This window comes from Tabrizicola sp. (assembly GCF_034366665.1).
Taxonomy (GTDB): domain Bacteria; phylum Pseudomonadota; class Alphaproteobacteria; order Rhodobacterales; family Rhodobacteraceae; genus Tabrizicola.
The window spans coordinates 1-14,166 of the sequence record NZ_JAXMMF010000081.1; the positions used below are offsets into that span (position 1 = coordinate 1).

Consider the following 14,166-nt stretch of genomic DNA (forward strand, 5'->3'; position numbering starts at 1 on the left):
CGGATCGGCTGGGGCTATGGCCCTCGTCATGTCATCGACGTCCTGAACCGCATCCGGGGGCCGTTCAACCTGTCGACCACGCAACAAGAGGCCGCCGAGGCCGCCGTGCGCGACCAGGACTTCGTTGCCAAGTGCCGCAGCGAGAACACGCGGATGCGGTCGTGGCTTGCCAATGCCCTGGCCGAGATCGGGGTGCCTTCGGACACCTCGATGGCGAACTTCATCCTGGCGCGTTTTGCCAGCCAGGACGAGGCCGAGGCCTGCGATGCCTTCCTGCAGAAACAGGGCCTGATCGTGCGTCGTGTGGCGGGCTACAAGCTGCCGCATTGCCTGCGGATCACCATCGGTGATGAATCCTCGTGCCGTCAGGTCGCCCATGCTGTTGCGCAGTTCAAGGGTGTGAAATGATCTATGGCCGCGTCGCCCTGATCGGCCTGGGGCTGATCGCGTCCTCGATGGCGCATGCGATGCGGGCGGGCGGGCTGGCTGGGGAAATCGTGGGTTACGCGAAGTCGCCCGAGACGCGGGCGGTGGCGAAGGACCTCTTCTGCGACCGGGTCTGCGACACGGCGGCGGAAGCGGTTCAGGGGGCCGACCTGGTGGTGCTCGCGGTCCCCATCGGCGCGATGGAGGCGATTGCCGCCGAAATCGGGCCGCATCTCAAGCCCGGGGCGACGGTCACGGACGTGGGGTCGGTCAAGCAGGCGGTGGTCGATGCCGTGGCCCCGCACTTGCCTGCGGGCGTGCATTTCATTCCCGGCCACCCGATGGCGGGGACAGAGTATTCCGGCCCCCGCTCAGGCTTTGCGACGCTGTATCAGAACCGCTGGTGGCTGTTGACGCCGCCCGAGGATTGCGACGCCGAGGCTTTGGCCCGGTTGCGCCAGTTGATCGAAGGCATGGGCGCCAAGGTCGACACGATGGATGTGGCGCATCATGACCTTGTTGTGGCCGTGGTCAGCCATGTGCCGCATGCCATCGCCTATACGATGGTGGGCGTGGCCGACCACATGCGGCGGGTGTCGCAGTCCGAGGTCATCAAGTATTCCGCCGCCGGGTTCCGCGACTTTACCCGGATCGCGGCCAGCGACCCGACGATGTGGCGCGACGTGTTTCTGACCAACAAGGACGCGGTGCTGGATATCCTGGGGCGCTTTGCCGAAGAGCTGTTCGTCCTGCAGCGCGCGATCCGGATGGGCGATGGCGAGCATCTGCATGCCTATTTCACCCGGACCCGGGCGATCCGGCGCGGGATCATCGAGGCCGGGCAGGACACTGCCGCGCCGGACTTTGGCCGCGCCGCGCCGCCCGCGAAAGAGGGCTAGGCCGGATGCGCGGCCTGCTTCTGGCGTTGTCCTTCCTCCTGGCGCAAGGCGCCTGGGCGCAGGAGATGGACCGCTCGCCCCGCCCGCCGGTCAATCCCAGGCTGCCGGTTGCCGTCGTGGAGCCGAGTGTTGTGCCTGCGCCTGAGGTTGACCTCCCCACCGCAACAGCCGCATTGCCCGAGGCCGTGCCCGACGACGCGCTGGCCCGGTCCTTGCGCCCGGTCCCCCGGCCGTCGGCGCTGGCCGAGCGGATCGCGGCCCTGAAGGCCACCTCCAACGCGCCTGGGCTGGATTTGTCCGGGCAAGAGCCGCAGGACGAGGTCGATCTTGCCGCGATCCCGCCGCCGTCGAAGAAAGAGGAACGGCGCAAGAAGCGCGAGAGGGCCTCGATGAAGGGCGCTGTCTGCGGGGTGCCTGCGATCAAGGGCGAAGAGATCGCGCGGATTTCCTCGAAGGTAAAGGGGTGCGGGGTCGAGGACCCGGTGCTGGTCACCTCGGTCTCGGGGGTCAGGCTCAGCCAGCCGGCGACGGTGGATTGTTCCATCGCCAAGGCGCTGAATTCCTGGGTGGACGAGGTGGCGCAGCCGGCTTTCGACGGCAGGCTGGTCGAGTTGCAGATTGCAGCGCATTACATCTGCCGCAGCCGCAACAACGTGAAGGGCGCGAAGATCAGCGAACATGGCAAGGGCCGGGCGGTGGACATCTCGGCCTTCATCCTTTCGAACGGGAAGGTGCTGACCGTCTCGCGGGACTACAACCGCCTGCTGCGCCGGATCTACAAGGCCGGGTGCAACTACTTCATGACCACGCTTGGCCCTGGGTCGGACGGATACCACGAGGACCACTTCCACTTCGACACCTCGGCCCGAAGCGGTGGGCGCTACTGCCGTTAGCCCGAAGGCGGCACCATCAGCGGGGCGGGGCCAAGCGGGAAGGGGCCAAAGCTCATCCGGCCATCCTCCATGACCAGGGACAGCGACAGGATCTTGAGGTCCGGGGATTGCGAGGCCAGCGCCTGCATCCCGCGCACGATGGTCGGAGCGACCTGGGGTTCGACCACGCCCGCAGCCACCAGAAGGGCGGGCAGGCGGTCCCAGTTGGTGACGTCGACGGTGATGCGGCCTGCAGCGTAGCCATTGCCGTCAGCCTCGACCACGCCCGAGGCGCTGGCGGCCAAGGCACCCCAGGTCAGGTTGAACTGGTTGATCTCCACCCGCCGCAAATGGGGCCGCGCCTCGCCTGCGTGGCGGTCCAGGGGCGCCGAGAAGGTCAGAAAGATGCTGCCCCACAGCGCCTCGACCACCTCGGGCAAATCCGAGGGTGGCAGGTCCGGGATCGTCACGGCCTTCACGGCGGTCAGGAAGTCGGGATCGGGGGTCAGCGGCGCAAGGTCGAAGCCAAGCTCGTAACCGGTCGGACCCAGCGCCTCGTCCGCGCGAAGACCCAGGGTGAATTCCCCAAGTCCCAGGGTCCAGCCCTGGTCGGAGGCAAGGTTCAGGGTGGTCCCCGCCAGCCGGACCTCGGCCAGGGGCAGCTCGGTCGAAGGCTTGGCCCGGACGCTGGCCATCAGCCCCTCGGACCCCACTGTCACCACCTGATCCGGCAGAGTGACCACCTGCTCGGGCGGCAGCGCTGCAATGATGTGCCACGGCTTCCAGGTCATCGCGAAGACCTGGACGAAGGGCGCCTGCCAGCCCGCGCCAGAGACCGGGTCGGCCAGCTTCAGCTCGTCAATGGTCAGGTCGAAGCGGTTGGGAAAGCCCGCCACCGTCACTCCGGCATTCTCGGCCACGATCCCCTGCCGGGAGGCATCGGCGAAGAAGCTCGTGACACCGTCGCGCACCGCGTTCGAGCCGACGAACCAGTAGCCCGACCACAGCGCTGTGGCCGCGATCATCAGGAAGAGAAGCTTGCGCATCCGGCGGCCCTTTCCATTGCCCTTTCTCCGGTGTTTACAGGGCCAAAGGCAACAGGACCAGTCATGCAGGAACCGCTTTGGGTCTTCGGCTACGGATCGCTGATCTGGGACCCCGGCTTTCCGGTGGCCGAACGCCGTATCGCGCGGCTGGACGGATGGCACCGCAGCTTCTGCATGCGGTCGATCCACCATCGCGGCACCGTCCAGAACCCTGGCCTTGTCCTGGCCCTGGACCGGGCAAAGGGCGCAAGCTGCACCGGCGTCGCCTTCCGCGTCGAACCTGGGCACGAGGCTGCCACGCTGTTCGCCCTGCGGGAACGGGAACTGGTCTCCTCGGCCTATCTGGAGATGACCCTGCCCGTCACGACCGAGGCGGGCCTGCTGGACGCGCTGGCCTATGTCATCGACCCCGACCATGTGCAGTACTGCCGTCTTGACCCCGAAGACCAGGCGCAGATCATCGCGCAGGCCTGTGGTGGGCGGGGCCGGAACTGCGACTACCTGTGGTCCACCGCGGCGCATCTGGCAGAGCTTGGCATCCGCGACCCCGACCTCGACTGGCTGGCCGAACGTGTTCGCGCCCTGACCTGACCTTTTGCTTGGCTGTTGCAGCCAGCCTGCTAGACTCGGGTTCAGGGCAGGGGAAGCAGAGCGCAATATGTCCCAGACAGAGACCAGGCGGGCCGAGGTCGCGACGACCTTCAGCCAACCGATCCGCGCGATCACGACGATGCTGCTGGTCTGCCTGCTGGTCGGCTCGGGCGCATGGCTGATTCACGGCACGGTCATCGACATCGTCCGCACCAACCCGGTGCTGAACGGGGTGATCGGCTTTGTCTTCCTGGTCGGCGTGTTGTCCTGCTTCTGGCAGCTGTGGATTCTGGCGCAGTCGGTCTACTGGATCGAGAACTTCGTCCGAGGCACGCCGGGGACCGAGGACATGGCCCCGCCGCGGCTGCTGGCCCCGCTGGCGTCGCTTTTGCGGTCGCGCTCGGCCCGGATGTCAATCTCGGCCTCGTCGTCGCGGTCGATCCAGGAATCGGTCGTCCAGCGCATCGACGAAGCGCGCGACATCACGCGCTATCTGATCAACCTGCTGGTTTTCCTGGGGCTTCTGGGCACCTTCTGGGGCCTTGCGACCACTGTTCCGGCCGTGGTCGAAACGATCCGTTCCCTCGCCCCGCAGGAAGGTGAAAGCGGGCTGGACGTCTTCGGCAAGCTGATGGGGGGCCTGGAAAGCCAGCTGGGTGGAATGGGGACGGCGTTTTCCTCCTCGCTTCTGGGTCTGGCAGGGTCGCTGGTCCTGGGCTTGCTGGAACTGTTCGCCGGCCACGGGCAGAACCGCTTCATCCGTGAGCTGGAGGAGTGGCTGTCGTCGATCACCCGGCTTGGCTACGCTGGTGATGGCGAAGGGGCGGACCAGAACGCGCTGGGCCTGCTGGTCGACCACATGGCGCAGCAGATGGAAGAACTGCAGGCGCTGCAGACCCAGACCGAGACGAACCGGTTTCACTCCGAGATGAAGATCAACGAACTGGTCGCGGCGATGACGGCGCTGACCGACCGGATGGATGCCGAACGCGGGCAGGCCGCGCTGTTGCGGCGGATCGCCGAGGGGCAGGAAAAGCTGCTGGAGGCCCTGCAAGCCGGTGAGGGCGGGTCAGGCTCGGACCCGGAAAGCCGGATGCGGTTGCGGTCGATCGACGTGCAGCTGCTGCGCATCCTGGAGGAAATGTCGGCGGGGCGGCAAGAGACGTTGACCGACCTCAAGTCCGACATCGCCCAGCTGACCGCCGCGATCCGGCAACTGGGCCGCAGCGCCGGGCGGGCATAAGATGGCCACGCGCAGCCGCCATCGCGACAGCTCGATCATCTGGCCGGGGTTTGTCGATGCGGTGACGACGCTTCTGATGGTGCTGATGTTCGTGCTGACCATCTTCACCGTGATGCAGTCGGTCTTGCGCGACACGATCACCACGCAGGATACCGAGCTGGACGCGCTGACCGCGCAGGTCGCGCAACTGGCCGACGCGCTGGGGCTGGAGCAGGCCAAGGCCTTGGACCTTGAAACGCGCGTGGCCGAGTTGCAGGCGGGCCTGTCGTCGGCCTTGGCGGAAGGCGACCGGCAGGCCGGGGTCATCGCCGCGCTGACGGCAGACCTGACGGCCCGCGAGGGGGAGCTGGCAGCGGCACAGTCGCGGATCACCGACTTCGAAGCGCAGGTCGCCGCCCTCTTGGTCGAACGCGACCGCGCGCGCGGGGATGCCGAACGGCTGACCGCCTCGGTCGCGGACCTGGAGGCGGCGCAGGCCAGGCTGGTCTCCGAGGGGGAGGCGATGGCGCTGGCACTGGCCAAGGCGCGGGACGAGGTCGACGCGACGGCCGAGGCCGCGCGCCTTGCCGCCGCCCGCCGCGATGCGCTGGAGGCCCTTCTGGCCGAGGAGAAGGCGAAGGGCGCGACGGATGCGGCGGCACTTGCTGCCGCGCAGGCCGAAGTGACCGAGGCCGAAACCGCTCGGCTGGCGGACGCGGCGGCGCTGCAGGCCTTGCGGGACCGGCTGGCCAATGCCGACACCGAGCTGACCGCGATGACGCTGGCCCTGGAGGCAGAGCGGAAGCGGGCGGAAGAGACGCTGACGCTGCTTGCCGCCGCCCGGACCGAGGCGGCGCAGGGCGCGACCGCGAAGGACGCGGCGCTTTCGGCGGCCGAGACGGCTTTGCTGGCGGAACAGGAAAAGGTGCTGGCCGCCGCACGCGAGGTCGAGCTTTTGAACCAGCAGGTCGCCGCGTTGCGCAGTCAGCTGGGAAGCCTGCAGGCGCTGCTGGACGATTCGCAGGCGCGGGACGAGGCGGCGAAAGTGCAGCTGGAATCCTTGGGCAAGGATCTGAATGCGGCGCTGGCCCAGGTCGCGGCCGAGCAACGACAGCGCGCCGAACTGGAGGCCGCCGAGGCGGCGCGGCTGGCAGAAGAAAACCGCGACCTCGCCCGCTTCCGGTCCGAGTTCTTCGGGCAGTTGTCGAACCTGCTTGACGGCCGCGAAGGCGTCCGGGTGGTGGGCGACCGTTTCGTCTTTTCCTCGGAAGTGCTGTTCAACCCCGGCTCGGCGGATCTGGCGCTGGAAGGGCGGCTGCAGATTGCCGGGGTGGTGCGCATCCTGGACGAGGTCCGCGCCGAGATCCCGCCCGAGATCGACTGGATCATCCGGGTCGACGGGCACACCGATAACGTGCCGCTGTCCGGTGGGGGAGCGTTCCGCGACAACTGGGAACTGAGCCAGGCGCGGGCGTTGTCCGTGGTCCGCTTCATGCAGGACGAGTTGGGTTTCCCGCCGGACCGGATGGCCGCGACGGGGTTCGGTGAATACCGGCCTGTGGCCGAGGGCGCGGATGAAACCTCGCGCGCGCTGAACCGGCGGATCGAGCTGAAGTTGACAGAACGCTAGGCGGTCCCGCGGCGATGAACGGCTCCTCGTGCGACTTCGTCTTCTCGTCGCGCGAAGGTGGGACCGGGGCTTCCCGGGCAAGATGAAGGGCCGGGCGTGACGGGTGGCGCACATGAAAGCCCCCGCCGGTCAGGGCGGGGGCTTTGTTGTCTTGGCGCTGGCTTATTCGGCCGTCAGCAGCGGGGGCTTCTGTCCGGTGAGCCGCGGTTTCGCGGGTTCCTCGATGTCCAGCACGATGGCGTCGTCCTTGACCTTGACCTTCACCACGCCGCCCTTGACCAGCTTGCCGAACAGAAGTTCCTCGGCCAGAGGCTTCTTGATGTATTCCTGGATCACGCGGCCCAGCGGGCGGGCACCCATCTTGTCGTCGTAACCCTTTTCGCCCAACCAGGCGGCGGCTTCCGGCGAAAGCTCGATATGGACGTTGCGGTCCATCAGCTGGGCTTCCAGTTGCAGCACGAACTTTTCGACCACCTGCATGATGATCTCCTTGCCCAGAGGGGCAAAGTTGATCACGGCGTCCAGACGGTTGCGGAATTCGGGCGTGAAGGTCCGCTCGATGGCGGCAGTATCCTCGCCCGTGCGGCGTTCGCGGCCAAAGCCGATGGCGGCCTGGGACTGTTCGCGCGCACCCGCGTTCGAGGTCATGATCAGGATCACGTTGCGGAAGTCCACCGTCCGGCCGTTGTGGTCGGTCAGCTTGCCGTGGTCCATCACCTGCAAGAGGATGTTGTAGACATCCGGGTGCGCCTTTTCCATTTCGTCCAGCAGAAGGACGCAATGCGGGTGCTGGTCGACACCGTCAGTCAGCATCCCGCCCTGGTCGAACCCGACATATCCCGGAGGCGCGCCGATCAGACGCGAGACAGCGTGCTTCTCCATGTATTCCGACATGTCGAAGCGGATCAGTTCGACGCCCAGGGAGGACGCAAGCTGCTTGGCCACCTCGGTTTTACCCACCCCGGTCGGACCGGCGAAGAGATAGTTGCCGATGGGTTTCTCCGGTTCGCGGAGGCCGGCACGGGCCAGCTTGATGGCCGAGCAGAGCGCTTCCACCGCCTTGTCCTGACCGAAGACCACGCGCTTGAGGGTCTTTTCCAGGTCGCGCAGGGTTTCGGCGTCGTCTTTCGACACGGTCTTCGGCGGAATACGGGCGATCTTGGCGACGACCGCCTCGATCTCTTTCACGCCAAGCGATTTCCGGCGCTTCGAATCCGACAGCAGGTGCTGCGCGGCCCCGGCCTCATCAATGACGTCGATGGCGCTGTCCGGCAGTTTGCGGTCGTGGATATAGCGCGCGGCCAGTTCCACCGCCGACTTGATCGCGTCGTTGGTGTATTTCAGGTCGTGATGTTCCTCGAAGCTGGGCTTGAGACCCATCAGGATCTTGATCGCATCCGGCACGGAAGGCTCATTCACGTCGATCTTCTGGAAGCGGCGGCTGAGCGCGCGGTCCTTTTCGAAGTGCTGACGGAATTCCTTGTAGGTGGTGGACCCCATGCAGCGCAGCTTGCCGCCCTGCAGCGCGGGTTTCAGCAGGTTCGACGCATCCATAGCGCCGCCGCTGGTCGCCCCAGCGCCGATGACGGTGTGAATCTCGTCGATGAAGAGGATCGCGTCGGGGTGATCCTCAAGCTCTTTCACGACCTGCTTCAGGCGTTCCTCGAAGTCACCGCGGTAGCGGGTGCCTGCGAGCAAAGCGCCCATGTCGAGGCTGAAGATCGTGGCCTTGGCCAGAACTTCGGGCGTCTCGCCATTGACGATCTTGCGGGCGAGGCCTTCGGCAATCGCGGTCTTGCCCACGCCGGGGTCGCCCACAAGAAGCGGGTTGTTCTTGCGGCGGCGGCAGAGGACCTGAATCGCACGCTCCACCTCGGGCTCGCGACCGATGAGGGGGTCGACGTCGCCCTTGCGGGCTTTCACGTTCAGGTCGACGCAATACTTGGACAGCGCCGATTCCTTGGCTTCGCCAGCCTCGGCCTTCGGGGTTTCGTGCTGTTCCTCGGTGCCCTGGACGGGCCGCGCCTCACCGTAGGACGGGTCCTTCGCCACGCCATGCGCGATGAAGTTGACCGCGTCGTAGCGGGTCATGTCCTGTTCCTGCAGGAAGTAGGCGGCGTTCGATTCCCGTTCGGCGAAGATTGCAACGAGGACGTTCGCGCCGGTGACTTCGGTGCGGCCCGAGGACTGGACGTGGATCGCAGCGCGCTGGATGACGCGCTGGAAGGCGGCGGTCGGGACCGCCTCGCTGCCTTCGACATCGGTGACCAGGGTCGACAGGTCATCGTCGATGAAGTCGGACAGGGTCTTGCGAAGATCGTCCAGATTGACCGCGCAGGCCTTCATCACGCGGGCTGCGTCGGGTTCGTCGATCAGCGCCAGAAGCAGATGCTCCAGCGTTGCGAGTTCGTGTCGGCGCGAATTGGCCAAGGCCAGGGCGCTGTGGATTGCCTGTTCAAGCGTGGTCGAAAACGATGGCACTTCAGTGCTCCTGTCCTGCAGGTCAGCCGGGCGCCGGGGCCCGATACCGACCGTGGCCTCATAAGCTTAAAGTTCGGTTTTATTTCCCGCACTTCAAGCGCAATTTTCCAGATTTTGGGGTTTCCCCAAGAACATCACGACATTTGTGATAAGAGTGGGTCAGAACTTGTCTTTTCTGGCCCGAATTTCGGCGAACACGGTGACATCGTCGGCATCTGGCAGGCCGACGGCTGTCTTCAGCGCGGGCAGGTGGACCCGCAGGTAGGGGTTCGTCGCCAGTTCTTCTGCAAGCCGAACCGGGACGGTCGCGATGCCCTTGGCGCGCTGGTCCGCGACTTCGGCAACCCGAGAGATAAGCTGCGGATTGCCGGGTTCAAGGGTCATCGCGAAGCGCAGGTTCGAGGCGGTGTATTCGTGGCCCGAGCAGACCAGCGTATCTGGGGGAAGGGTCGCCAGCTTCTGCAGCGACGCATGCATCTGGCGCGGGGTGCCTTCGAACAGGCGGCCGCAGCCGCCGGCCATCAGGCTGTCGGCGGTGAAGACAAGGCGGCTTTCAGGAAAGTGGAACGCGATGTGGCCAAGGGTATGGCCGGGCACCTCGATCACGCGGGCGAACTCGTTGCCGATGGAGAAGGACGCGTGTTCGTCAAGCGGAAGGTCAAGGCGCGGCAGACGGTGCGCGTCGGCGGCGGCCCCAAGGACCATCGCTCCGGTCTGGGCGCGCAAGGAGTCGACGCCCTGAATGTGGTCGTCGTGGTGGTGGGTGATCAGGATGTCGGTCAGCCGCCACTGGTGGGCGTCAAGCGCGGCGAGGATGGGGCCCGGCTCGGGCACGTCGATGACGGCGGTCTGGCCGGTCTCGCGGTCGTGGATCAGATAGGCGTAGTTGTCCGTCAGGCAGGGGACGGTGACGAGGTCGAGCATTCAGTTGCCCTCCAGAAGCGTGGGACCAAGCGGCATTCCCGACCAGTGCGGGCGGTCGGGCCACCAGTGGATGTGGTCGGGGGCGGGGAAGGCGGGATCAGCGAAGGCCCCCAAGACGATGCCGATCGTGCCGCGCAGGTCGTATTCGGTGCGGAAGAAGCGACCGCCGCCACAGGTGGGGCAGAAGCAGGTCGTCACCGCGGCGTCGTCCGTCCCGGCGCAGAACAAGGTCGTGAGGGCGCCGTCGACGCGGACGGCGTCTTCGGGGAACCAGGCCGAGAGTTTCATCACGCTGCCATTGCCGCGCTGGCACGGCGCGCAGGTGCAGCCGTGGACGGGCGCTGCGGTGACATGCAGACACAAGGCCCCACATTCGCAGGAAGCCAGTCGGTCCGGGGGCTGCGTGGTTTCGGGCATGGTCTGAAACGGCAATGCGGGTATGATCCGGCCAATCTGACCCCCGCGGAGCCGCTCTGCAATGCATCTTGATGTGCTGGACCTGAGGAACTTCTATTACCGGACGCAACTGGGCCGCGTGGCGCAGCGGGCGATCCGGGACCAGGTCGTCCGGCTTTGGCCGCCCAAGGCGGGCGAGACGGTGGCGGGCTTCGGCTTTGCGGTGCCGCTGTTGCGCCCCTATCTGGCCGAAGCGCGGCGGGTGGTGGGGCTGATGCCGGGGCCACAGGGGGTGATGCCCTGGCCCGCGGGCATGGAGAATGTCAGCGTCCTGTGCGAGGACACGGCCTGGCCCTTGCCCACCGGCCTTGTGGACCGGCTGGCGCTGATGCATGGGCTGGAGACCTCTGAAAACCCCTCGGCGGTGCTGGACGAAGCCGCCCGGGTGCTGGGGCCGGGGGGGCGGGCGCTCTTCATCGTGCCGAACCGGTCGGGCCTGTGGTCCCGGCGCGACGCGACCCCTTTCGGCTTCGGGCGTCCCTATTCGGTGGCGCAGCTTGAGGCGCAGCTGAAGCGGCACGGCTTCACGCCCGAGCGAAGCTGCTCGGTCCTCTTCGCGCCGCCTTCGAGCACGCGGTTCTGGCTGCGGTCGGCGGATTTCTGGGAAGGGTTCGGGCGGCGGATGCCTTGGCTGGCAGGCGGCGTCCTGATGGTCGAGGCGTCGAAGCAGGTCTATGCGCCGACGCAAGGCGGGCTCCGGGCGGCGGTGAAAAAGCCGCTGCGGGTGCTGGAGGGAGTTGGCAGCGCGAAGCCTGCCTTGAACCGGGAGTAGGGGCGGTGGGCGGATCGCCCACCCTACGCCTGTTCTGAACGACTGGCCGCAGGGTGGGATGGAACGCGGTGGGCCGTTGCGGCCGCGACGTCAGACAGCAGGAATCGGCGGCTGCAGCTGGGGCGCAGGGGTAGGGTGGGCGATCCGCCCACCCTCAGATCACGCGGACCTGGGTGCCGACGGGGCAAAGCTCGAACAGCTGGGCGATGTTCTCGTTGAAAAGGCCGATGCAGCCGTCCGACGACCTGCGGCCGATCTTCCGGGTGTCGTGGGTCCCGTGGATGATGTAGGCGGGCCAGGACAGATACATCGCATGGGTGCCCAGTGGGTTCTCGGGGCCCGGGGGAATCGGTTTCCAGTCCGGGTAGCGTTCCATCTGCGACGCAGTGGGTGTCCAGCTGGGGCCGACCTTCTTGCGGACGATTTCGGTGTAGCCGCGCTTGGTCAGTTCGTCCGAGATCGGGACCGAAGTCGGGAAGATGCGGTAGTCGGCGCCACTCGCGCTCCAGAAATGCAGCGCGCGCGAGGTCGTGTCGGCGACGATGGTCGCGCGATCCAGAGTGTCGAAATGGTCGCGCCAGTCCTGCATCTTGAAGCTGGAGACGTTGTTGCGCACGGACTGGGCAGCCGGGTCGGATGCACGCGCCAGGGCGGGGGCCAGGGTTGCACCCAGGGCAAGGCCAAGGGCAGAGCGGCGGGTCAGGTTCATGTCAGGCCTTCAGTCTATCTTGCGTTTCAGGCGAAGGGTTTCGCGTTGCGGCCCCGGGGTCAACCTGCGGCAGGCCGGTCTGACGGGCATGTGAGCAAGCGTGAGGTGACGCACAGGACAGGCGGCGACCGGGCAAGCGCGGCGCTTCTGCAGCCCGTGACACGGCGCCCCGAAGACAGGGAAAACTCCCTGCCGCACATCGCGTGCGGGGCGCCGCCAGCGCCCCCCGCGACGGGCGCTTGTGGCCGTGATCCGGACCCGGCCTGTCAAGAGCGACAAAGTGACCGACCACCTTGGCCCCAAATCCCTCACGAAACGGCGAGCAACCCGGTTGCGGGGTCGGAAAGCCTCTGCTAAGGACCCCGCGACGGATGGTGCCGCCCATACGATAGTCGAGGTATGCGCCGAAGGGACGCCCGGTTCGCAAGAGCCCAGGGCACAGGACAGCGGAAGGGTTGACGTGTCAGAACCAGCTTCGATCTCTCTGGGCATCGCCGCGCGCTACGCGTCGGCCTTGTTCGATCTGGCCAAGGAAGGCGGCGCGCTGAAAGCTTTGGAATCGGACGCGACGGCGCTGGCCGAGACGCTGGCCGCAAGCGAGGAGCTGCGGGGCGTGATCGCCTCTCCGGTGATCAGCCGTGACGATCAGGGCCGGGTCATTGCCGCCATCGCGGCGAAGCTTGGCCTGAGCACGCTGATGACCAACACACTGGCTCTGATGTCCGAAAAGCGTCGCCTTTTCGTGCTGCCGCAGCTTGTGACCCGCCTTGCCGACCTGATCGCCGAGGAAAAGGGCGAAGTGACCGCCGAGGTCACCGCCGCCCGCGCGCTGACCGCTGCACAATCGAAAAAGCTTGCCGAGACGCTGAAGGTTCGCGTCGGCAAGACCGTGAAACTGAAAACGACCGTCGATGAATCCCTTATCGGCGGTCTGGTCGTCAAGCTGGGCTCGACCATGATCGACACCTCGGTCAAGGCAAAGCTCGCGGCCCTGCAAAATGCAATGAAAGAGGTTGGGTGATGGGAATCCAGGCTGCTGAAATCTCTGCGATCCTCAAGGAGCAGATCAAGAACTTCGGCAAGGATGCGGAAGTGGCCGAAGTTGGCCGCGTGCTGTCGGTCGGCGACGGGATTGCCCGCGTCCACGGGCTGGACAACGTCCAGGCCGGTGAGATGGTGGAGTTCCCCGGCGGTATCCGCGGGATGGCACTGAACCTTGAAGTCGACAACGTCGGTATCGTGATCTTCGGGTCCGACCAGGACATCAAGGAAGGCGATATCGTCAAGCGCACCAAGTCCATCGTGGACGTGCCCGCCGGCAACGCCCTGCTGGGTCGTGTCGTGGACGCGCTGGGCAACCCGATCGACGGCAAGGGCGCCATCGCCGCGACCGAGCGTCGGATCGCCGACGTGAAGGCCCCGGGCATCATCCCCCGCAAATCGGTGCACGAGCCGATGGCGACCGGCCTCAAGGCCATCGACGCGATGATCCCCGTTGGCCGTGGCCAGCGCGAACTGATCATCGGCGACCGTCAGACCGGCAAGACCGCCGTGGCGCTGGACACGATCCTGAACCAGAAGGCCTACAACGACGCCGCCGGTTCGGACGAAGGCAAGAAGCTGTACTGCATCTACGTCGCCATCGGGCAGAAGCGGTCGACCGTTGCCCAGCTGGTGAAGAAGCTGCAGGAAACCGGTGCGGACGCCTATACCATCGTCGTCGCGGCCACCGCTTCGGACCCGGCGCCGATGCAGTTCCTGGCGCCCTACTCGGCGACCGCGATGGCGGAGTTCTTCCGCGACAACGGCCGCCATGCGCTGATCATCTATGATGACCTGTCGAAGCAGGCCGTCGCCTACCGCCAGATGTCGCTGCTGCTGCGCCGTCCGCCGGGGCGTGAAGCCTATCCGGGCGACGTGTTCTACCTGCACTCGCGCCTCTTGGAGCGTTCGGCCAAGCTGAACGGCGACTTCGGCTCGGGTTCGCTGACCGCGCTGCCGATCATCGAGACCCAGGCGGGTGACGTGTCGGCCTATATCCCGACGAACGTGATCTCGATCACCGACGGGCAGATCTTCCTGGAAACGGAACTGTTCTACCAGGGCGTCCGTCCTGCGGTGAACACCGGTCTGTCAGT

The 14,166-nt window shown here is 66.4% G+C and carries 14 protein-coding genes; 9 read left to right on the top strand and 5 right to left on the bottom strand.

Translation table 11 applies throughout. From position 1 onward, the window contains the following. The 3 genes from U1E69_RS10800 to U1E69_RS10810 form a co-directional block, all read left to right on the top strand. The coding region (locus U1E69_RS10800) for an aminotransferase class I/II-fold pyridoxal phosphate-dependent enzyme (protein ID WP_322244382.1) at positions 1-408 on the top strand (408 nt) is incomplete at its 5' end. After that, positions 405-1,325 (top strand): prephenate/arogenate dehydrogenase family protein, encoded by a 921-nt coding sequence (locus tag U1E69_RS10805; protein ID WP_322244383.1) that lies wholly within the window; start codon positions 405-407, stop codon positions 1,323-1,325. The genes U1E69_RS10800 and U1E69_RS10805, both read left to right, overlap by 4 nt. 5 nt (positions 1,326-1,330) lie before the next feature. Beyond that, positions 1,331-2,218 (top strand): extensin family protein, encoded by an 888-nt coding sequence (locus U1E69_RS10810; protein ID WP_322244384.1) that lies wholly within the window; start codon positions 1,331-1,333, stop codon positions 2,216-2,218. Here U1E69_RS10810 and U1E69_RS10815 read toward each other — a convergent pair. Continuing rightward, positions 2,215-3,243 (bottom strand): DUF2125 domain-containing protein, encoded by a 1,029-nt coding sequence (locus tag U1E69_RS10815; RefSeq protein ID WP_322244385.1) that lies wholly within the window; start codon positions 3,241-3,243, stop codon positions 2,215-2,217. The genes U1E69_RS10810 and U1E69_RS10815 overlap by 4 nt on opposite strands. A 63-nt stretch (positions 3,244-3,306) precedes the next feature. On the opposite strand from U1E69_RS10815, the gene U1E69_RS10820 reads away from it, so the two are divergent. From U1E69_RS10820 to U1E69_RS10830, 3 genes are all read left to right on the top strand, one after another. Continuing rightward, positions 3,307-3,834 carry a gamma-glutamylcyclotransferase gene (locus U1E69_RS10820; protein WP_322244386.1) on the top strand — a complete coding sequence of 176 codons (528 nt, stop codon included), beginning with the start codon at positions 3,307-3,309 and terminating at the stop codon, positions 3,832-3,834. A gap of 67 nt (positions 3,835-3,901) precedes the next feature. Next, complete coding sequence (locus U1E69_RS10825; protein ID WP_322244387.1) at positions 3,902-5,077, top strand: biopolymer transporter ExbB; 1,176 nt, start codon at positions 3,902-3,904, stop codon at positions 5,075-5,077. Position 5,078: 1 nt separating this feature from the next. After that, a complete protein-coding gene (locus U1E69_RS10830) occupies positions 5,079-6,686 on the top strand; it encodes a peptidoglycan -binding protein (protein WP_322244388.1) in 1,608 nt (535 codons plus the stop codon). 162 nt (positions 6,687-6,848) lie between these two features. Here U1E69_RS10830 and clpA read toward each other — a convergent pair whose 3' ends face one another. The 3 genes from clpA to U1E69_RS10845 form a co-directional block, all read right to left on the bottom strand. Continuing rightward, on the bottom strand, positions 6,849-9,167 hold the full coding sequence (gene clpA / locus U1E69_RS10835) for an ATP-dependent Clp protease ATP-binding subunit ClpA (RefSeq protein ID WP_322244389.1): 2,319 nt from the start codon (positions 9,165-9,167) through the stop codon (positions 6,849-6,851). 159 nt (positions 9,168-9,326) lie between these two features. Further along, positions 9,327-10,091 carry a hydroxyacylglutathione hydrolase gene (gloB, locus tag U1E69_RS10840; protein ID WP_322244390.1) on the bottom strand — a complete coding sequence of 255 codons (765 nt, stop codon included), beginning with the start codon at positions 10,089-10,091 and terminating at the stop codon, positions 9,327-9,329. After that, complete coding sequence (locus tag U1E69_RS10845; protein ID WP_322244391.1) at positions 10,092-10,508, bottom strand: GFA family protein; 417 nt, start codon at positions 10,506-10,508, stop codon at positions 10,092-10,094. Positions 10,509-10,569: 61 nt separating this feature from the next. On the opposite strand from U1E69_RS10845, the gene U1E69_RS10850 reads away from it, so the two are divergent. Further along, on the top strand, positions 10,570-11,319 hold the full coding sequence (locus tag U1E69_RS10850; protein ID WP_322244392.1) for a class I SAM-dependent methyltransferase: 750 nt from the start codon (positions 10,570-10,572) through the stop codon (positions 11,317-11,319). A gap of 154 nt (positions 11,320-11,473) precedes the next feature. On the opposite strand, the gene U1E69_RS10855 is transcribed toward U1E69_RS10850, so the two are convergent. Continuing rightward, positions 11,474-12,028, bottom strand: a complete 555-nt coding sequence (locus U1E69_RS10855; RefSeq protein ID WP_322244393.1) for a L,D-transpeptidase — start codon at positions 12,026-12,028, stop codon at positions 11,474-11,476. A 460-nt stretch (positions 12,029-12,488) separates the two neighbouring features. Between U1E69_RS10855 and U1E69_RS10860 the strand changes: the two genes are divergently transcribed. Beyond that, entirely contained in the window at positions 12,489-13,049 is a 561-nt protein-coding gene (locus tag U1E69_RS10860; RefSeq protein WP_322244394.1) for a F0F1 ATP synthase subunit delta, read from the top strand. Further along, on the top strand, positions 13,049-14,166 hold a 1,118-nt coding region (gene atpA / locus U1E69_RS10865), incomplete at its 3' end, for a F0F1 ATP synthase subunit alpha (RefSeq protein ID WP_322244395.1). The genes U1E69_RS10860 and atpA, both read left to right, overlap by 1 nt.

What these genes read in the sequence shown, in the direction of transcription:
- U1E69_RS10805 (WP_322244383.1), top strand. Translation starts at nt 405, where the DNA reads ATGATCTATGGCCGCGTCGCCCTGATCGGCCTGGGGCTGATCGCGTCC.
- U1E69_RS10810 (WP_322244384.1), top strand. Translation starts at nt 1,331, where the DNA reads ATGCGCGGCCTGCTTCTGGCGTTGTCCTTCCTCCTGGCGCAAGGCGCC.
- U1E69_RS10815 (WP_322244385.1), bottom strand. Translation starts at nt 3,243, where the DNA reads ATGCGCAAGCTTCTCTTCCTGATGATCGCGGCCACAGCGCTGTGGTCG.
- U1E69_RS10820 (WP_322244386.1), top strand. Translation starts at nt 3,307, where the DNA reads ATGCAGGAACCGCTTTGGGTCTTCGGCTACGGATCGCTGATCTGGGAC.
- U1E69_RS10825 (WP_322244387.1), top strand. Translation starts at nt 3,902, where the DNA reads ATGTCCCAGACAGAGACCAGGCGGGCCGAGGTCGCGACGACCTTCAGC.
- U1E69_RS10830 (WP_322244388.1), top strand. Translation starts at nt 5,079, where the DNA reads ATGGCCACGCGCAGCCGCCATCGCGACAGCTCGATCATCTGGCCGGGG.
- gloB (WP_322244390.1), bottom strand. Translation starts at nt 10,091, where the DNA reads ATGCTCGACCTCGTCACCGTCCCCTGCCTGACGGACAACTACGCCTAT.
- U1E69_RS10845 (WP_322244391.1), bottom strand. Translation starts at nt 10,508, where the DNA reads ATGCCCGAAACCACGCAGCCCCCGGACCGACTGGCTTCCTGCGAATGT.
- U1E69_RS10850 (WP_322244392.1), top strand. Translation starts at nt 10,570, where the DNA reads ATGCATCTTGATGTGCTGGACCTGAGGAACTTCTATTACCGGACGCAA.
- U1E69_RS10855 (WP_322244393.1), bottom strand. Translation starts at nt 12,028, where the DNA reads ATGAACCTGACCCGCCGCTCTGCCCTTGGCCTTGCCCTGGGTGCAACC.